Origin of the sequence: Neobacillus sp. YX16, assembly GCF_030123505.1 — a bacterium.
In the GTDB taxonomy this organism is placed as follows: Bacteria; Bacillota; Bacilli; order Bacillales; family Cytobacillaceae; genus Neobacillus.
The window spans coordinates 3,186,752-3,205,876 of the sequence record NZ_CP126115.1 but is presented as its reverse complement, the minus strand read 5'-3'; the positions used below and the strand labels follow the sequence as shown (position 1 = coordinate 3,205,876).

The following is a 19,125-nucleotide window of genomic DNA, read 5'->3' as shown; positions in this document are numbered from 1 at the left end:
TTATCGCAGATATAATCAGGATAACGAAAATTAATCTTGATTTCAAAGCTAATTTATTTTACAGTTAAGCGAAATTGGCTATACTCCTAATAGAATTGGAGGAATATTATGTTTCGTTTTCTTAGATTAATCGCTATTTTATTTTTGATATATATTTCTTGGCCATTTATTGCCAAACAGCTGGATAATTCCGAAATTCAAGCTAATTTTGTATCGTCAATCAAGGATAATCTTGAAGTACCTGAAACCATTAGCGTTTTATATGATGATATCCAGCAGATATTAAAACAGCTTGGCTTTCAACTCGATGAAATGCAGCAAACCCAAGAAAAATCCAAGGAAGAGCCGCTGGAAAAAGTAGAGTTAACACCCCCTTCTGAACAAACTTTTTCTGTTCATAATATCGAGCTAGGAAATGAAAAAGCTGAGATTGAGCATAATTTGGGCATTGCAAAACGGGTCTCAGTGAATGAATACGAAGCAAATTGGCATGCTTACCATGAGAACTATCATGATTTTTTCATGGTGATGTATGATGATAATAACAAAGCGGCCGGTCTCTATACGAACCAAGATTTATTAGCATCTACAAATGGAATCAAAATCGGCAATTCGTCGAAGGAAAGTGTTCGCAGCATTCTCGGTGAACCGATTACGAAGATTCAAAAGGGAATGGTCATATACCAGCTCCAAGAGGATAGTGACAATGATTTATTTTTGCTGGATGATGCCTATGTAACCATATTTTATGATAAGCATGAGACCGATACTGTAACGGCCATACAAATCATTAGCAAGTCTCTTGAAGAAAACAAAAAAGATTTTTATACGGAAGCATCTCCGACCTTAAAAGAAGGCTTTGAATATCAAATGTTTGATTTAACCAATGCTGCACGTATCAATCATCAGCTCCCTATCTTAACATGGGATGACCATGTCAGGGAAACAGCACGAGAACATAGTGCAGATATGGCAGAGAATGATTATTTCGACCATAAAAATCTTGAGGGACAATCACCTTTTGATCGCATGAAAGAGGATGCAGTAGCTTTCCATACGGCTGGAGAAAATTTGGCTTATGGTCAATTAAGCAGTATTTTTGCCCATGAAGGTTTAATGAATTCGCTGGGACATCGTGAAAATATTCTGCGCCAAGATTACGAGTACTTAGGCGTTGGGGTCGCATTTAATGAAAAATCACAGCCTTATTATACGCAAAATTATTATGCTAAATAATACAAATGAAGTTGGGTAAAATAAACACGAGCAATTCCAGATTGCTCAAAAAACTTCGTCGGGAGTGATGTATCATGGCTAGAAACAAACTAGTGGTTCCTGGTTCAGAGAACGTCCTGAATCAAATGAAGGAAGAAATCGCCAACGAGTTTGGAGTTCAACTTGGTGCTGATACGACCGCACGAGCAAACGGTTCAGTTGGAGGCGAAATGACGAAACGTCTTGTTGCCTACGCTGAACAATCATTACGAAATCAACAAGGTCAATAACCTATTGATTTCTATAAAGAGGCTGTCCGAGATACTCGGACAGCCTCTTTTCTTATCCTCTCAGGATAGGAAGTGTGCAGCAACGGAAGGATCCTCCTGATTTAATGATTTCTGTAATATCCACTTCAATCACTTCGAATCCTCGATTTCGGAGCTTTTCATTAACCTGTTTATTAACGGGTAAACTTAAAATTTTCTTGTTTCCAATATTTAATACATTGGTTCCTAATGTAAATTGTTCTTCCTCTGATACCTCAATTAATTCATATCGGGATGAAAAAAGATCGATATCTTCCTTTGTTAGGGCTGGCGGATAAATCAGAGCCACATCCGGTGATATGACATTAAAAACACAATCCAGATGGAGATATTTTTCCTTAAATGGAATGGCCTTCACATCAAATTGATTAAGTAGACCTTGCAAATGGTCTACTGCTTCCTGATGGGTCCGGTTACTTAAGCCAACATAAATGGTCTTACCATCAATGACTACATCTCCACCTTCAATCCTATCCTCAGCTAAACTGTAATAAGACATTTCCTCATCCTCTAACCATCGTTTTAATACATCTTCTTCACCAATCCGAACATCATGTGCCATCTTGGCAACAAATATGGTTTGCCCTAGCGTAAAGCCAATATCTCTGGTAAACACCTGCTCCGGGTATTTCTTATGATAAGGTAATAAAATAACCTCAATCCCTTGTTCTTCTAGGATCCTTACGAATTCCCGATGTTGTTTTAGTGCAGTTTTTATATGTATGCCTTCATCCTCAAATTCCTTCTGTGTCTCATTGATAACTTCACGAATGGTCATATATTGCGGCGCGCAAAGAATCACACGCTTTAATACATCATACTCATTGGCACAGTATGTTTTATGATTGATCTCTGGTGTTTCATTCATTTTGTTACCTCCTAAATAAATCAATCCAAAATAGAATATCTAAAACAAATTTACCCATTCTGTCATAGATTGATACTAAATTGAATTATTCAAAAATGGTGGTGACAACTCAATGTTTGAAGTGAAGAAATCGAAGTATGGCAGAGGGATATTTGCAACCCGTGATATAAAGAAGGGAGAACTAATCCATGCAGCACCAGTGATTGTTTCCCCTAAGGATGAGTATAAGTATTTGAAAAAAACCATTATGATTGAATACGTGTTCTGGTGGGGCGAGGATTATGAAGAATGTGCCTTAGCGTTAGGTTATGGTTCGCTGTTTAACCATTCTTTTAGCCCAAATGCTTTATATAAACTAAATTTAAAAAATCAGACCATCGACATTTTTGCTTATACCAAAATAAAAACCGGTGATGAAATTCTAATTAATTACAATGGGGACCCTGAGGATGATGAGCCAGTATGGTTTGATGTATTTTAATTTACCCCTAGCAGGCTTGCTCTTATGCTTTGATCCATTTTCTTCATTTGCAGCATTGCCTTCATCACTCTTTCTGATTTATCCGGATTGGGATCACTTACCATCTTTAGAAAAATCGAGTAGGAGGGGGTGACTAACCCCCGACCTCTCACACCACCGTACGTACCGTTCGGTATACGGCGGTTCTATTAAGATTGACGTAAAGTTTCATAACGGTTATATAGACTTTTCAACCCTCGTTGACTCCAATATGAGTTATCGAGGGTTTTGTGTAATATTGGGCTACAGGCGATTCTCCAGTATTTCTTTCTGGAGTTGCCCCATTCGTGCGCCTTGTAACCAGGGACGCCTAAACCAATCAGTTTTCTAACTCTAGTTTTAGATTTCTTCCACTGTTTCCATTCGCACATTCTTAGCCTTCTTCTTATCCATTCATCAAATTCTTTGAATTTGCTTGGAGTGTCCGCTAAAGCGAAGTACCCGCACCATCCTGTAAGATAGCGGTTTAACATTTCAATTCTTACCTCAAGTGGGATAGGTTTTGACCGAGAGGTAATTTCTCGAATCTTCGTCTTAAAGCGTTTAATGCTTTGTTTCGCTATTCGCACCTTCGGTTCTTTATTAAATGTGAAACTGAAACCAAGAAATTTCCGTTTCCACGGACGGTCGATTGCCGACTTATCCCTGTTTACCTTCAATTTTAGTTTCTGCTCAATAATCGTCGTAATGGATTCCATCACACGTTCCCCTGCTTTTAATGACTTAACATAAATGTTGCAGTCATCCGCATAACGGACAAACTTATGCCCTCTGGCTTCCAATTCTTTATCTAATTTATCAAGAATTATGTTTGAAAGTAGTGGACTGAGAGGTCCCCCTTGCGGAGTACCTTCCTCCGTTGATTGTACGACCCCATTAAGCATTACACCTGATTGAAGGTATTTCCTGATTAGTTTGAGAAGAATGCGGTCTTCAATTCTCTTAGCGAGTATTCCCATCAGTATGTCATGATTAACCTTATCAAAGAATTTCTCTAAGTCCATATCAATTACCCAGCGGTAACCTTCTTTGATATAACCCTTTGCCTTTCTTACCGCATTATGGGCGCTCCTGTTAGGTCGGAAACCATAGCTGTTTTCAGAAAATGTTGGATCAAAGATTGAGGTTAATACTTGGGCGATTGCCTGTTGGATGAAACGGTCTGTCACAGTCGGTATGCCTAAAAGCCTTATCCCTCCGCCTGGTTTCGGGATTTCGACACGGCGAACAGGAGAAGGTTGATAGTTACCTGTTCTCAAAGTTTCCCGAAGGGAATCCCAGTTTTCATAGAGATGTCGTCGTAGGAATTTTACGGACATTCCATCTATGCCGTGACTTCCTTTGTTCTGCTCTACCCTTTTTAGGGCAGTTAAGAGATTTTCCCGTGATAGAATTAGTTCCATTAACATGATGTTATCCTTTCTACGTGAATGAAGGTTCTGTTTATGCCGACTTTTGCTCCACCCTCCTAGAGTCCCCAACGGATTCACCGCTTCCTCCTTTAGGTAGGTCCTTTCGGATTGTCTGTGTTCAATGCAATCACCGAATGTGCAGACTTCATTCTTTCTTAATAGTTCAGTCCTTCCCATTCTTTCTCGAGTAAGAATGGTACTATGACTTCTGCTGACTTCTGATTGTTCAGCTATCCATTGCTAGATAGTTTACCAAGTGTACTTGGCTTATCAATCAGATCTCCCCGGGTAAGAGTACAGTCTTTCCCTCCATCTATCTGCTTCATTTACTCTGTACCACCTTCGGCAGTAAGGACTTTGTTTTGTGTTGCAAACTCATCCAATGATACCTAGCCTTATATGAAGTTCGTGTTCCTCAGACCGGAGGTTTGCCGCTCGCTTCCTTCAGATTCCGCGTCACCGCGGACACCCTTGCGTTAGGCTAACCATTACTACTGCCTTCATGGTTCGGGACTTTCACCCTAGAGACTGGACCCATGCCGGGCGCACAACAAAAACGCTCAGAATAAAATCTGAGCGTTTTGTGCAATTTTAATCACTATAGTTGACTCCATATTTTCGAAAATATGTCATCATTCATTTTGAAATATGCACCCATATATCCGTAATAGATATAACCATTTTTAAGAAGGATAAGTTTAACCTTTGTCCCATCATTTAACTGAATAGTTAATTCCCTAAATTCTTCGTTGTTTCGAGAATTGCTGATTGGGTCTGAATTTTCTCCACGAGGGAAAGGTTTTGTTTTATTCAGCTCTTCAACAAAATCATTTAAAATTTTCATATCCGCAATAGGATTATAATTTTCAACGCTATTATCCCAATCGCTGAATGTTCTATAATCTGCACTGGATACATTCCCAACCATTTTTAATTTACCAAAAACATCTTCACCACTATTTATTGTTATTCCGTTAAGGTTTTCATAAAACTCAGCATAAGGCTTTCCGTCTAGTTCTCCGTAAGTCATTATCCTAAAATCTTTACCGTACCCTTTAACAGAAAAAACATCTGCTATTCCTATTGTTGATGCAAATTCTTCATCATAGGCTTCTTGTTTACTCCATTCATCAATAGTTCCTTTCGTCGTTCCAAGTTTCTCTCCTACAATAACTTTTGCATTTTCCGCATCTAATTCTGTTCTTGTTTGAGTATAAATCTTTCCGTTGTATACAATTAAACCAATCATATCAGCTATTGAATTACCTTTTGGTAATTGAATAGCTGGGATTTTTACAGCATCACTATTAGTAGCAATTGGTGTATTTTGATTGTCTGTTGTGCCATTTGGAGAAAAAACATTATTATTAAATAAAGCGAATGTTCCAATGGATAAAAGTAAGCCAGCGACGATACCAATACTTGTTAAGCTATATCTTTTTCTACCGTTTTGCATTTCTTTCTTCGCTTTATGAATACCAATCTTACTTCTTTCGCTTAGTTCTTTTGGTATTTCAATTCTATTCATTTCTTGTTTAATCTTATTGCTCATATACACCATCTCCTTTCAATTTTTTACGGAGCTTTTCTAAAGCCCTATATAAAACTGTCTTTGCTGTACCCAAAGGTATATCAAGGGCTTCTGAAACTTCTTTAATAGTCAAACCTTCGTAAAATCTTAAAATAATTACACTTTTCTCATCTTCATTTAATCGTTCGATTAGGTCTCGAACTGTCATTTCTAAATCAATATCTTCATTGACATCTCCAGATATGAATTCCTCGTATTCGGGTTTCATTTGGACTACGTTTTTTTGCTTACGAAGCAAATCAACAGCACAACTAATTGCAATTCTTATTAACCAAGTTTTAAAGTATTTAGGTTCTTTAAGATTTTTAATTGATTTAAATGAACGATACGCTGTCTCCTGAACAACATCAAGAGCATCGCTTTGATTTTTTACATATACAAATGCTGTTCGATAAATGTCTTGTTCATATTGCTGGAATAATGTCAAAAATGCTTTATCATTGCTTTTTTGTGCTTTCTTAATTAAATACAACAATCGAGCCACCTCCTTAATTTTCTTTCACCTATTAGACGGATAATTAAATCATTTGGCTTTAAATTTTTTTATTTTTATAAAAAAACCATCCTGCCTTTTCGAAAAGGATGACTTACCTTAGATAAGTATATCTTTTATTTGAAAATCCCTTTCTGTAATCCCTAATCTTTGTGTAGGGATACGAGTTTCTCTATCAAGGTCTTTAGTAGCTTCACAGAAGTTATAGAAGGTACGAAGGATAGTCAAAGCATATGGTGCATATATGGGATTGAAATTTGCGTAAATGTAACTTTTCCATCCCCTCTTGCCGTTACAAGATGTCTTTCTAAAATGGATAATCTCCGCCAAATTTGTTGCATAAAATTATTCGTTGAATAGTCACTTACATTTAAAACGAGATTAGCAATATCCTTTGGTTCCAAAGAAGATTAAGTCCGTTTTACAATCCACATAATAGAACCCTTTATCTCGTGTCGGTATTGGATGTTCAATAGGGGTTTCCGCTCATTTGTGATAGCTTCGAGAACCAACCATCACTTCTTCGTGAAATTGTTTATGATTAAACTCATCAATTAAATACAAATAAGCTAACTGCCAAATGGAGCGTGTATCGTGCATCATTGCATTGCCCCATCGCAACAAGTCCGCTCTTCCTTCTTCGAAATAGTCTGCTAATTAGTGTTCTAATTTTATTGTTTCTCTCCCTTATCGGAACCCGTTAATTTATTTGATGTTTTTTTCATTACATTCAAGATGACTTTCTAATTTTCTAACTTTTCTATGCTGTTAATTCAGGGATAAGATTTATCCTCTTTTCCTTTTCGTCTAAAGTAATTGTAAAAACCATTTCTGAGTTAATTCTTATTAATCTTCTAATCTCAGTAGGTATATGAACAGTTCCTTTTTGATTGAATGTACACTTATTTTCTTTATCGTAGCTTCTTCATGTGAGATCGTGTCTTGGTGTCGATCCTCCTTCATTTCTGAATGGAAACCATCTTTTCGTTTTCGTCACTAATGACTTGCTGTTCATGATTGGTTGAGTCTTCGTTGTGTTGACTCGATTTATCATGGTTTTCATCATTGTAGTTTTGTTCTTGTTTTGAGACCTCGTTATGATTTTTATCCGCCCACACAAAATGGGAATTCAATAAGGAAATCCCTAACAAAAGGCTCAGAAAAACTAATACTTTCACCTTCTGCACCTCGCCGTCAAATTAATGATTAGTTTTCAAATTATTTTCAACTGAATTTAATTAATGGGAAATTATGCAGTAACTATGGGTTTTCTTAGGATAATTTTTGAACGTTTTATTAGGTCTCGTTTTCATACAAAAAAGCACCATTTGTGGTGCTTTTGAAATAATAATAGGTATTTCAGGTGCCTGTCCATTCCTTGTAGTATCAATTCTAAACAGGTAACATAGTTCCGAACATATACAATGTAATAAAGTGTACTATGAGATTAAATCTGCATATTTTCTTCACACTTTTTCAATAAAATAAACCTATTAAAATAAAACCAGGTGGTTACCATGAAAATTTCTCTAAAATTTGGATTATGGTTTTTTGTTTGTATCTTAATTATTGAAACCTCTTCAATGCTGTATTTACATCGTCACGTAATTGAATCACGTGCTTTGCAGGAGCTCAATTCCCTAAAGTCTAGAGGTAATAGCCACCGTGATGTTTTGGAGATTTCATCGGATCCTTCTACTCTTCACCATATTGCTCTTATGGAATCGAAAACAGATACAGAAGTGGTAATTAAAGATTCTGATGGAAAGTTTGTTGAATCCTCTGGCCCTATTGATCAAAGTATGAAAAAGATTATGAATCAACCAATTAAAAAGTTACCTAGAAATGGGCTAATTTTGCAGCCTCAATTAAAAGGTGAAAGATATATAGCAACTGTTTCCCCTATTAATACAGGAAGTGAGAATAAAGGGTTGGTTTACATGTTTAAAACCACAGACCAGGTTCAAACAATGATCTCACAACTAAACCACCATTTTCTTTACGCATCATTAATAATCTTATTTTTGATGTTGGTAACCATCTTCTTTTTATCGAGGTCTCTTACCAAACCTCTAATCGTAATGAAAGAGGCCACTGAAAAATTAAGTAAAGGTGATTTTTCTGTATCCTTACCTAATCTGTCAAAAGATGAAATTGGTGAATTGTCACGATCCATTCAAACATTGGCCAATGACCTGAACCATTTGAAGAAGGAAAGAAATGAATTTTTGGCTAGTGTATCGCATGAATTGCGAACACCATTAACATATATTAAAGGCTATTCCGATATAGGTAGACGACCTATGCTTGATGAACAGGAAAGGATAAATTACTTCAATATTATCCATGAAGAATCCGAACATCTTGGACAGTTGGTAAAGGAGTTATTTGAACTGGCAAGGATGGATCAAAATACTTTTTCCATCGATAAGGAAAGAATTCTTATTGGTCCCTTCTTACAAACAATATTTGAAAGGGTCTTACCTGCTTTTAAGGATAAAGGGATAATATTAGAGTTTACCTATGAAGATGACTTATTTTTTTCTATAGACCCAAAACGGTTTGAACAAGTTCTAGTGAACCTATTGGATAATTCCCTAAAGTATTCAAACAAAAATACAACAACTCAAATAAATGCGTTTAAAAAAGACGGAAGCCTACATCTTACAATCAAAGATGAGGGTATTGGAATCCCTAAAGAGGAACTCCCTTTTGTATTTGAACGTTTGTATCGAGTTGAAAAATCACGTTCAAGAGCCACTGGAGGATTCGGATTAGGTTTGGCTATTGTAAAAGAGATAGTCGAGGCCCATAGCGGGGAGATTTCTATTGAAAGCAAAGTTGGAGAAGGAACGTGTTTTAAAATTGTATTGAAGGAGCAAAAGGATGAAAACCGTTTTACTAGTTGATGACGAAAAAAGAATGCTTGACCTATTGGAATTATATATCTCTCCCCATGGGTATAGCTGTGTTAAAAGACAAACAGGCCATGATGCCATTCTATATTTGGAAGATAAAAATGTTGATATTGTTATTTTAGATATTATGATGCCTGATATGGATGGGTGGGAAACTTGTGCAAGGATCCGTGAAATATCAAATGTCCCTATAATTATGTTGACGGCCCGTGACGACAAAGATGAAGTGATTAAGGGATTAAAAATTGGGGCGGACGATTACGTTACCAAGCCCTTTAATGAAAAAGAGCTATTAGCAAGAATGGAAGCTGTCATGCGAAGGACACCCTCTGTTACAGAGGAAATATTGAAATTTAAGGGATTAACATTAGACGAAAATGCCTTTAAAGTCACTTTTCAAAATCACAGTATTTCCACTACACCGAAGGAATTCTCCTTATTAGGTTTATTAATAGGAAATCCAAATAAGGTTTTCACCAGAGAACATCTACTATCTACAATTTGGAGTTTTAAATCTGATGTAGAAGACAGAACTATTGATTCCCATATCCGAAATATTAGAGAAAAACTTCGCCAAGTTGGTTTTCCAGTTGATAAGCATCTGAAAACCGTTTGGGGAGTCGGATACAAATGGAGTTCTGAGAGCGAACAATGACTGAAGTTATTGAGAATTTATTAATATCGAGTGGCCCCTTTGCCATTATTGTAAGTATCATCATTAACATCATAATCAGTGTAGCAGGTGTAATCCCAAGTTTATTTGTTACAGCTGCTAATATAACATTTTTTGGGTTTAATACAGGTTTGATTATTTCTTACATTGGTGAGTGTGCTGGAGCAGCAGTCAGCTTTTGGATATATCGAAAAGGGATTAAAACTTTAAATCCTACAATGTTAAACAAAAACAAATGGTTGCAAAGACTTCAAAATACGCAAGGCTGGGATTCTTTTGTTATTATCCTAGTACTAAGAGTTCTTCCTTTCATTCCTTCTGGAATGATTAACCTAGCTGTAGCTATCAGCAAAACCAGTATTCTTACCTTTATAGTTGCTAGCTCCCTTGGGAAACTACCTGCCCTTTTTATAGAAGCATACTCTGTTAAACAGGTATTGGAATCAACAAATGAGCAAAAGGTTATTTTAGCAATAATCGCTCTTTTTGTTCTGTTCATATACCTACATCAAAAAAGAAAGAAAAAAATTAATTAATAGTTTTTGGAGGAAATGTTGTGATAAATTTCAAATGGATTGCCTTGGTTACTTTGATCAGTGTTATTCTCGCAGCGTGTTCAGGTAATGAGACACAAAGCACAAAGACTTACGAAGTAGTAAAAGACGTGAAAATTGAGCATATCCATGGTTTAGGATATGTAGGAAATAAGAATGAACTGTATTTGGCTACCCATGATGGATTAGTCCGCTACTCTGATAACAAATGGTACGCAATAACAAAGAACAATCATGACTATATGGGTTTCCAGGTCGTTGATAAAGGTTTCTATTCAAGTGGGCATCCTGAGCATGGTTCTGATTTAAAGAACCCTCTTGGCTTAGTCAAAAGCACTGATGAAGGAGAGTCTATTAAGAAACTTGCTTTTTATGGCGAAACTGATTTTCACTATTTGGCCACTGGATTTATCAGTCATACCATTTATGCCATTAATGAAGCACCAAATTCTCTGCTTGATTCGGGATTATATTACACTGATGATGAAGGGAAAACTTGGACTCAAAGTAAAATGCAAGGTTTTTCCGCTAGTTCCATTGGTAATATTGCCGCTCACCCTACAGAATCAAATATGATTGGAATTTCAACTGATAAAGGCTTATATCTTTCAGATAATAATGGTGATCAATTTAAGGTCGTTTCTCAAGCAGTACCAGTAACCACTCTAGAATTTCAAGAAGATTCAATGCTGTATTTTGCTATGAATGATAATAGCCCTGAACTTTATAAACAGGATTTGGTCGCTCAAAATATGACCAAACTTTCCATACCAAATCAAATTACTTCCCAAAATCCAATTATGTTTATCGCTTCAAATCCTAAAAATAGAGACGAAATAACTGTCATTACTCATAAAAACGATATTTACCAAACCCAAGATAATGGTGGCACCTGGAAAGTGTTGATAAAGGACGGGAAAGTACAATAAATATTAAAATTAGCATTACAAAGAGGGTTTAAAATCAATTTCGATTTTATTACCCTCTTTTGTTATTACATCCATTTATCACCAAAAATCTCAATAAAAAATTCCCTTCTCATATTAGCAAACGGTTGTTAAAATCAGTAAATATATACCGTTTTTAGGAGTTTATCATATGCCATTTTCACCAATTACTAATGAACAAAGTGAATTAATTAGGATTATTGAATCACTACGCAGGGAGATGATTCAAACAGGTATGAAAGAAGGATTAACCAGCAAAAATACAATAAAAATTAGTAGAAAATTGGATGAGTATATAGTAAAGTATCAAGCAACTCATGAATGGAATGCAAATTCTTAATTGTATTGTTTTTTATCCATCCCACATAGAGAATAGGATGGTTGGTTCAAAAATGGTTTTAGACGAGTATTTTATTATAAAGGTTTCATATATTTAACAAGCCCTCATTGTTAGTTTAATAAATAGAGAAAACGACGTATGCGAATTGAACTATAACCCATAATATGGACAGTTTAATAAAAGAGACTATGCTGCTAACAGATGACCTCGGTATTGTGCCGGGGTCATCTTCTTTAATCCCCACTGATAACGATGATTATTGTACTCCTTCATATAAGAATCTACTATTTGTTTTAACTCACCAAGACTATTACATTCTTTATAATCGACTTCGTCTTTAAAGTGACCAAAAAATGATTCCATTGGAGCGTTATCCCAACAATTTCCCTTACGGGACATTGATTGCGTTATACCTAGTTTCTTTATCTTGTCTTGAAAGATTGGATTGGTATAATGAACCCCTTGATCTGAATGGATAATTGCATCAGGATGGAACTGATTTTCCATAGCTTCGTTCAGTTTGTCTAATGTTTTATAAACAATATCCATATCTAAAGAAGTGGATAAATAATGGGCTAGTATTTCATTGGTACTACCATCTTTAACACAAGATAAATAGGCTTTTTGACCATTAGAATAATAAAGATAAGTAATATCCGTTAACAAAACTTTTCCTGGTTCTTCTTGGTTGAATTCACGATTTAAGTGATTAGGGCATGTTCTATGTTCCTGAGTAGCTTTGATCATCTTTTTATATGGATTCGCTTTTCTAACCCTCGCAATAAATCCGTATTTACGCATAAGCCTTCTAATTTTCTTGTGATTCATTACTATAAAATAATCGTTTTCTAAAATCATTTTGATTTGTAATGCCCCTACCTTTTCCTTTTTCTGTTGGAAGATAGACTTAATGTGTTTAATATCCATTTCATCTTGTTCATTCTTTACGTTGACGAGTGGTGGCAGCCTCAAGCCAAGCATAATATCCACTTCTACTAACCCCAGCTAATTTACATAAGAAGCTCAATGAGTTCTTTAACTGTTGATTATGAATGGTTTGATGAATAAGTTGAAATTTCTCAGCTGGGGTTAAAATCGTTTTTTGTTCATCGCCTGCCTCTCTAGTTCCTCTAGCTTTTTTAGAAAGTCATTCTCCGCTTCCAAAAATTTTATTCAAGCTTCTGCCTTTTTGAGCTTTTCTTCAACCGATAGCTCACTTGAAGATGGTCGTCCTGTACTTCCCTTACCTCTTCGTTCTATTTTGAGTCCAAATCCACCATGCTTCGTAATGGTCTTGCGCCACCTATGTATTATTTTTCTGGGCTGTTCTCTACCAATAAGCAATAGGTTAAAACCATGATCAATAAAAATCTGAGAGGGCGACTTTCCGCTTTCATATTCCATTACAGCTTTAATTTTAAAGTCGGGATGATAAGTAATTGAACGTCCCGATGCACGTAATACGTAAGGATTATTCTCTAGCTCTTCAATTTGAGATTGGGTATATAAATGTTTACTCATAATGTAAAATTCTCCGTCCGCAATAATTCTTTAATTATAAACGGGTTTTCTCACTTAGGACATAGAAAAACCCGAATAACGGTCACTTTTTATTAAGTGTCCATTATTCGGGTCATAGTTCAAATACATACGTCTTTTCTTATGCTAGTTATTTATATAGCACCCGCAAACGGAACGGATTAAGCTAAAATCAGAGCGTTTGGTATTCAATTTTTGCAGGCAATTGGATACTGGTTTCCGCTTGTCTATAACACTTTTTCTTAATTTAAGGTAATGTTATAAACAATGGTTGTTTTTTAATAACAAAAATTGTATAGCCGTAAATGGATATTGTCATATTAGGAATAAACAAATACAAGGTGGTGTCGACTTATGAAAATGTTAATGTTTATTCCTTCTATCGCTATATTCTTAATGGTAATTTCACCTGGGTATACAAAAGCTGAAAATGATAAATATTTAATGTCAGATGCATTTCTTACAACTTTATCACCACATATAGGTAATGCTGTAGTTGGGCGTTATGGAGAACTTACTCAATACGCTCTTTATGACATAGAAATTATTAGCCTTGAGCGAACTCAAAATGGAAGAACCTTTGACTTCAATGTAGTTTTGAAAGTATTCCCATTTGAGAAAGCACACAACTATATTGGAGCCGATACATTAACTTTAGAAGTTTTACCTTCGGGTGTTAATATTACAAATTATAAACACGAAGAATATAAGTAAATAACTTTAATTTAAAAGTCACTTCAGAGTGATTCCATTTGGTTCTGTCCCAACTTCAATTGTCGCAATTACTTTATTATCTTCGTTTTTAATTATGCTCACTGTATTTTCGTACATATTGGTAACATAAACAAATCTGTTATCATCACTGGTCACAACCCCATGAGCACCTTTGCCAACCTTAATGGTTGCAACCACTTTTCTCGATTCAAGATCAATCTTGGAGACGCTATCCGATGGATTTTCAGGCGTTCCTTGGTTTGCAACGAATGCAAATTTCCCATCTGTTTGAACGTAGACTTGAGCAGGACCTTCACCCACTGTAACCTTCTCTACCTTTTCATTTTCAAGATTGATAATTGCTAAAGAATTTTCAGCATTTAATGTTACAACAAGGGTTTTCCCATCAGGTGTAATACCCGTTGTAACAGGAGTATTTCCAACTACAATTTTTTTACTTTCTTTCATACTGTCTAAATCTAATATACTTATGGTATCCTCACCCATATTAGCAATGTAGGCAGTTTTACTATCTGCTGCGATTCTAAAACCATGTGGGCCATTTCCAGTCGATATGTTTTGAATTACTTTATAAGTGGCTAAATCAATAATCGAAACATTGTTATCTTGATTGTTTGTCACCAATGCATATTTCATATTCTCTGTAAACACAATGTGTGCTGGATGAGACCCTACTTCCACTTTGTTAATAAATTCGTCTGTCCCCACATCATAAAATACAGCAAAACCATTCGTTTTTTCTTCATGGCCACTATCATGTCCCCCGTGTTCTCCTGTTTCTGGAACAACAGTAGCTCCTAGTATTTTTCCATCAGGTGATATTTGAACATTATGAACCGATCCTTCAATGTCTATTGATTTAATAGTTTTATTGGTTGAGGCATCAACTTTGGTAATACCACCGTGTTCAGCTGTATATGCGACATTTTCTTTTTCATTTTTTGAATCATCTTGGGTTGTTTGAGCATTTTTTGTAGGTTCTTTTGTTGTCTCCTTCGATCGATTATCTGTGGTATTACCACAAGCAGCTAAAAAAATGCTAAAAATAAAAAATAGTCCTACGAGAATATATTTTTTCATATAAACACACTCCTTAATGTTGTTACGATAACTGTAGTAAATATTTGTGCAGAAACTTTGAAGAACTCGACTTAATTTATGACAGTTTTATGAATTAACAATGTGCCATTTCTACTAACGAAGAGGGTACATTATGTTTTACAGAAACTACGATTTGCCTAATCCTACTGCATAAATTCTGCACATTTTTGTTGTAATATGAGGTTAATCAAGATTGAGGAGGTAAAAATAGTGAAAATGAATCGAACTATCTTATTTTTTATTACCTTGGTTATTGCCATCTTTTTAGCAGCGTGCTCCAATGATAATCAGGAGAGCGAGCAAGGTAATACGAATCAAAGTGAGAACACAGAGCAAGAACAGGATACTAGTAGTGAAGGCCATGGTGGACATGCAGGTATGGATCATTCAGGTTCAGGTGAAGTTCCAGAAGGGTTAAAAGATGCTGAAAACCCTACCTTCAAAGTTGGAAGTAAAGCAATTATTAATGATGACCACATGGAAGGAATGAATGGGGCAGAAGCAACAATTGTTGGAGCGTATGATACTACAGTGTATACAATCTCGTATGATCCAACGAATGGTGGAGAAAGAGTAACAAATCACAAATGGATTATCCATGAAGAGATTAAAGATGCTGGTGACACACCGTATAAACAAGGTGATGAAGTTATCGTTGAGGCTTACCATATGGAAGGCATGGAGAGTGTAACTGCGGTAATCGATTCAGCTGAGCAAACTACAGTTTATATGGTTGATTTCACTCCAACAACTGGTGGAGAAAAGGTAACAAATCATAAATGGGTGACAGAAAGTGAACTTTCAGCTAAATAAAACATACAAAAAAGAGTATCTTGGGCATTCCTTTAACAAGGGATGCCTCTTTAACACCGTTACATAAAATTATGAGATAATGGAAACAAACAGAGTTCACAATTAAGGAGAATATTTTATGGCTGATCGTGAAACACCTCCCAGCACCTCGCTGGGTGAAAGTCTTTGGTATTATTTTAATCGTTCTAATCCTACTGTTTGTCATCCTTAAACTCACTGGCATTGGTGGAAACCATGGTCCTGGTCGTCACTTTTCGTCCAATGAATTTGGGAAATTTATTCAGCCTGTAGAACAAAGGATACAAGACCTATGATTATGGCACCTCGTCTTCGCAAATTTGCTCTAATCGTGCATATCACATCCTCAGTAGGCTGGTTTGGTGCAGTAGTTGGTTTCCTTGCACTTGCAATCGCTGGTCTTACTAGCCAGGATGAGCAAATGGTGCGGGCTGCCTATCTTTCAATGGAATTGACCGCCTATTTCGTCATCGTCCCATTAAGCCTCGCCTCACTACTGAGCGGACTTATCCAGTCACTGGGAACCCAGTGGGGCTTATTCCGCCACTATTGGGTCCTGGTGAAATTCCTGCTAACCATCATTGCGACCCTTGTCTTACTACTGCAACTGGAGCCTATTAGCTACATCGCAGGTGTAGCAGCTGAGACCACTTTATCAAGCGGTGAACTACGGAATGCAAGACTTTCACTTGTTATCCATTCTATTGGTGGAATATTGGTGCTGCTCGTAGTCACAACACTATCGGTTTACAAGCCCCGTGGCATAACCCGTTACGGGTGGCGAAAGCAACACAAGGAGAGCAATGGGTCGCATTCATAGACGACCACTTTGTTTTTATGTATTAATACAAACTATCTATTTTGAAAACAGCCGTATTTATTGTAGAAATACGGCTTTATTTTGGACAAATAACGTTATACTAATACATTGTTTATACACAAAGGTCTTCCTCTTTAATACATTTACTGAATCGTTGGACAACCTCAATAAAAAGCTGGTCACCTCATATTTTTTCGATTGAATGAAGAGTATTTCTTATGAAATATTCATTAGAAATAAAAGACAGGGCTTTCCTTGTCAAATGAATCTTTTATCTCTAAATTTACATCATAAGCTAAATTAGTTACTTAAAATGAATATCGAAACAATAAAAAACCCCATTATCACAAAGATAGAAACAATCATGTTAAAATCATTTCTTCTTTGTAATTTTCTGTATTCATTATAACTAATTACCCCTTTTGCAAATCTTAATCAATTCATATTTGGTTCTACAGAATAAAGTGTACCATCTTTATCTTCGAGAATTACTTTGGTAATCAAAGCCGCTTCATTTGGAATTGTTTCACTATAATCATTCCCATGATTATTCTGTTTTTGGAATCCAAGACTTACACCACCTGAATAAACCACTTTAACGGCATTCTTAGAACAAAGTGTTACGTTTTGAGGTGCTTTTCTAAAATTTAAAGCTGAAATGACAAACCTTTTGACAAATCAATTGGTATATAAAAACGTAAAACTCGCCCAATATTTGCGAGTTTTCTTCTTTTCTTTATCCTTGTTAAACCAAAAGCACCCCATTTGTGGGAAAAGTAACATATAAGGAACTGAATTTTTAAATTTCCCTCCAAATGAAAATAATTTGAATCAGTAATTATCTTCACCATAATTATCAAGATAATAAAGTTTAATATATTGTCACAATTACCCCATCCTGTAAATAAGTAACAATTATACAATTAGATTGCGGTAAAAAGTTGATAATAGGAGGAAATCGAAATGAAAAAATTAGTAACAAGTGCTTTTACCTTAATCCTATTACTTGGATTAGGAACTGGAGTTATGGCTGCAAGTGACCAGATTGCTTGTAAAGTGGGTGATTTTAAAGAAATGCTGCCTATGATGCAAGAAAAGCACCCTGAACTAAGTGATAAAGAATTAAAAGAAATGCATAAAGATTGTGCAGCTAAAATGAAAAAAGGAACAAGTGCAGATTGTATGATTAATAATTAATATAAAAAGCACTTTCTAACAAGTAAAGTTGCTTAGAAAGTGCTTTAATGAAAAGGCAGTACTTTATATGTTTACCTCAGAAACTTATTTAACATTTTTTATTATTTGAATCATCATATCTTTATCAATCGGACCAAATTCTCTCTAAAAATTTGAAACTCAAGAATATTCTTATATAAATCTCTCATTTCAGTAAGGTTATTTCAGAAAAATTCATTAATATCTATCCTATACTCTGTTATTAAGGGAAATAAAATTCTTTATGATTATTAACCACCTTCCCTTTTTAGTAAATAAAGAAAATGACGTGTGCCAATTATCAAGAAAGCACCCGAAAACGGAACCCTTTATTCTTAGAACCCCTGCTTTCATCATCCATAAGGAAATCATGCTAATTTATTAAAAGACTTCTGTCTATCCGTTTCAAAAATTTATAGAATGTCTCCCGTTTTTTTCCCATTTGTGAATATAACCCAATTATTTTTTCTACTGCATCGTACAATTCTTCTGGTGTTGGATACTCCATTAACAAGGATCCAACTTCTGCATCTTTCCCTTTTGCTTGCCCTCCTACATATAAATTATAATGATCTCTAATTTTCATAACACCGATGTCACTTAACATCGGTTCTCCACAACCAATGGGACATCCTGTATATGCGACCTTAAGGGTAAATGGGACAGGTTTACCTGCAATTCGGCGATTTAACTCCTTTGCAACTGGCATTCCTTCCTCTTCTTCTCCTTTGCAAAAATTACAGGTCCTTAAGCTCTTTACGAAGTTTCCTACTGGAAAAGATTCTAATCCAACCCTTTTGAATTCCTCAATTATTTCTTCTTGTTGCTCTTCTGGTATTTCTAAATAAAGTTGCTGAAACGTCGTTAATTCAAGTTCCTCATCTTCATCCATATATTTAGAGATTGTCACAAGCTGTTTAGAGTTCAGCTTTGCCCCAAAGCCAATTCCCCCATTTAAGGCTATCTTAATTTTTTTAACATCATTCCCCATTTAAATTTCTCCCCTGTTCTTTAGTCTCATTTT

General features: G+C 35.6%; 20 protein-coding genes and 1 pseudogene. 11 read left to right on the top strand and 10 right to left on the bottom strand.

The annotated features are described in order from the left end of the window. Window positions 1-108 precede the first annotated feature (108 nt). Together QNH48_RS15520 and QNH48_RS15515 are read left to right on the top strand one after the other, a co-directional pair. Window positions 109-1,236 (top strand): CAP domain-containing protein, encoded by a 1,128-nt coding sequence (locus QNH48_RS15520; RefSeq protein ID WP_283950989.1) that lies wholly within the window; start codon window positions 109-111, stop codon window positions 1,234-1,236. Window positions 1,237-1,310: 74 nt separating this feature from the next. Further along, entirely contained in the window at window positions 1,311-1,505 is a 195-nt protein-coding gene (locus tag QNH48_RS15515; RefSeq protein ID WP_095246793.1) for an alpha/beta-type small acid-soluble spore protein, read from the top strand. 52 nt (window positions 1,506-1,557) lie between these two features. Here the strand turns inward: QNH48_RS15515 and QNH48_RS15510 are convergent, their stop codons facing one another. After that, entirely contained in the window at window positions 1,558-2,412 is an 855-nt protein-coding gene (locus tag QNH48_RS15510) for a dimethylarginine dimethylaminohydrolase family protein (protein ID WP_283950988.1), read from the bottom strand. A 112-nt stretch (window positions 2,413-2,524) separates the two neighbouring features. Here QNH48_RS15510 and QNH48_RS15505 point away from each other — a divergent pair, with 112 nt between their 5' ends. Beyond that, entirely contained in the window at window positions 2,525-2,893 is a 369-nt protein-coding gene (locus QNH48_RS15505; protein ID WP_283950987.1) for an SET domain-containing protein, read from the top strand. 188 nt (window positions 2,894-3,081) lie between these two features. Here QNH48_RS15505 and ltrA read toward each other — a convergent pair whose 3' ends face one another. The 5 genes from ltrA to QNH48_RS15480 form a co-directional block, all read right to left on the bottom strand. Beyond that, window positions 3,082-4,341 carry a group II intron reverse transcriptase/maturase gene (gene ltrA / locus QNH48_RS15500; RefSeq protein ID WP_283955690.1) on the bottom strand — a complete coding sequence of 420 codons (1,260 nt, stop codon included), beginning with the start codon at window positions 4,339-4,341 and terminating at the stop codon, window positions 3,082-3,084. 601 nt (window positions 4,342-4,942) lie between these two features. After that, window positions 4,943-5,896 carry a hypothetical protein gene (locus tag QNH48_RS15495; RefSeq protein ID WP_283950986.1) on the bottom strand — a complete coding sequence of 318 codons (954 nt, stop codon included), beginning with the start codon at window positions 5,894-5,896 and terminating at the stop codon, window positions 4,943-4,945. After that, on the bottom strand, window positions 5,886-6,410 hold the full coding sequence (locus tag QNH48_RS15490; RefSeq protein WP_283950985.1) for a sigma-70 family RNA polymerase sigma factor: 525 nt from the start codon (window positions 6,408-6,410) through the stop codon (window positions 5,886-5,888). Before QNH48_RS15490 ends, QNH48_RS15495 begins: the two co-directional genes overlap by 11 nt. Window positions 6,411-6,652: 242 nt before the next feature. Then, the gene (locus QNH48_RS15485; RefSeq protein WP_283950984.1) at window positions 6,653-6,832 is read right to left on the bottom strand and encodes a hypothetical protein; all 180 of its coding nucleotides are present in this window, start codon (window positions 6,830-6,832) and stop codon (window positions 6,653-6,655) included. A 555-nt stretch (window positions 6,833-7,387) separates the two neighbouring features. Then, window positions 7,388-7,615 (bottom strand): hypothetical protein, encoded by a 228-nt coding sequence (locus QNH48_RS15480; protein WP_283950983.1) that lies wholly within the window; start codon window positions 7,613-7,615, stop codon window positions 7,388-7,390. A gap of 330 nt (window positions 7,616-7,945) precedes the next feature. Here QNH48_RS15480 and QNH48_RS15475 point away from each other — a divergent pair, with 330 nt between their 5' ends. The 5 genes from QNH48_RS15475 to QNH48_RS15455 all read left to right on the top strand — a co-directional run bounded on the left by QNH48_RS15475 (window position 7,946) and on the right by QNH48_RS15455 (window position 11,860). Beyond that, entirely contained in the window at window positions 7,946-9,337 is a 1,392-nt protein-coding gene (locus QNH48_RS15475) for a sensor histidine kinase (protein ID WP_283950982.1), read from the top strand. After that, on the top strand, window positions 9,315-10,001 hold the full coding sequence (locus QNH48_RS15470) for a response regulator transcription factor (RefSeq protein ID WP_283950981.1): 687 nt from the start codon (window positions 9,315-9,317) through the stop codon (window positions 9,999-10,001). The genes QNH48_RS15475 and QNH48_RS15470 overlap by 23 nt, the downstream gene beginning before the upstream one ends. After that, window positions 9,998-10,555, top strand: coding sequence for a TVP38/TMEM64 family protein (locus tag QNH48_RS15465; protein ID WP_283950980.1), 558 nt, complete (start codon window positions 9,998-10,000; stop codon window positions 10,553-10,555). The genes QNH48_RS15470 and QNH48_RS15465 overlap by 4 nt, the downstream gene beginning before the upstream one ends. Window positions 10,556-10,575: 20 nt before the next feature. Continuing rightward, entirely contained in the window at window positions 10,576-11,502 is a 927-nt protein-coding gene (locus tag QNH48_RS15460; RefSeq protein WP_283950979.1) for a F510_1955 family glycosylhydrolase, read from the top strand. Between the two features lie 169 nt (window positions 11,503-11,671). Continuing rightward, window positions 11,672-11,860, top strand: a complete 189-nt coding sequence (locus tag QNH48_RS15455; RefSeq protein WP_283950978.1) for an aspartyl-phosphate phosphatase Spo0E family protein — start codon at window positions 11,672-11,674, stop codon at window positions 11,858-11,860. 186 nt (window positions 11,861-12,046) lie between these two features. On the opposite strand, the pseudogene QNH48_RS15450 reads toward QNH48_RS15455, so the two are convergent. Continuing rightward, window positions 12,047-13,381, bottom strand: a pseudogene (locus QNH48_RS15450) (IS3 family transposase). 372 nt (window positions 13,382-13,753) lie between these two features. Between QNH48_RS15450 and QNH48_RS15445 the strand changes: the two are divergent. Further along, window positions 13,754-14,113, top strand: a complete 360-nt coding sequence (locus QNH48_RS15445) for a DUF3888 domain-containing protein (protein ID WP_283950977.1) — start codon at window positions 13,754-13,756, stop codon at window positions 14,111-14,113. An 18-nt stretch (window positions 14,114-14,131) separates the two neighbouring features. Here the strand turns inward: QNH48_RS15445 and QNH48_RS15440 are convergent, their stop codons facing one another. Beyond that, window positions 14,132-15,214, bottom strand: a complete 1,083-nt coding sequence (locus QNH48_RS15440) for a YncE family protein (protein ID WP_283950976.1) — start codon at window positions 15,212-15,214, stop codon at window positions 14,132-14,134. A gap of 237 nt (window positions 15,215-15,451) precedes the next feature. On the opposite strand from QNH48_RS15440, the gene QNH48_RS15435 reads away from it, so the two are divergent. Next, entirely contained in the window at window positions 15,452-16,048 is a 597-nt protein-coding gene (locus QNH48_RS15435) for a YdhK family protein (protein ID WP_283955785.1), read from the top strand. A 1,273-nt stretch (window positions 16,049-17,321) separates the two neighbouring features. On the opposite strand, the gene QNH48_RS15430 is transcribed toward QNH48_RS15435, so the two are convergent. Beyond that, window positions 17,322-17,480 (bottom strand): hypothetical protein, encoded by a 159-nt coding sequence (locus tag QNH48_RS15430; protein WP_283950975.1) that lies wholly within the window; start codon window positions 17,478-17,480, stop codon window positions 17,322-17,324. A 369-nt stretch (window positions 17,481-17,849) separates the two neighbouring features. On the opposite strand from QNH48_RS15430, the gene QNH48_RS15425 reads away from it, so the two are divergent. Further along, window positions 17,850-18,083 (top strand): hypothetical protein, encoded by a 234-nt coding sequence (locus QNH48_RS15425; RefSeq protein ID WP_283950974.1) that lies wholly within the window; start codon window positions 17,850-17,852, stop codon window positions 18,081-18,083. A 391-nt stretch (window positions 18,084-18,474) separates the two neighbouring features. Here QNH48_RS15425 and QNH48_RS15420 read toward each other — a convergent pair whose 3' ends face one another. Further along, on the bottom strand, window positions 18,475-19,092 hold the full coding sequence (locus QNH48_RS15420; RefSeq protein WP_283950973.1) for an NAD(P)/FAD-dependent oxidoreductase: 618 nt from the start codon (window positions 19,090-19,092) through the stop codon (window positions 18,475-18,477). Window positions 19,093-19,125: the final 33 nt, after the last annotated feature.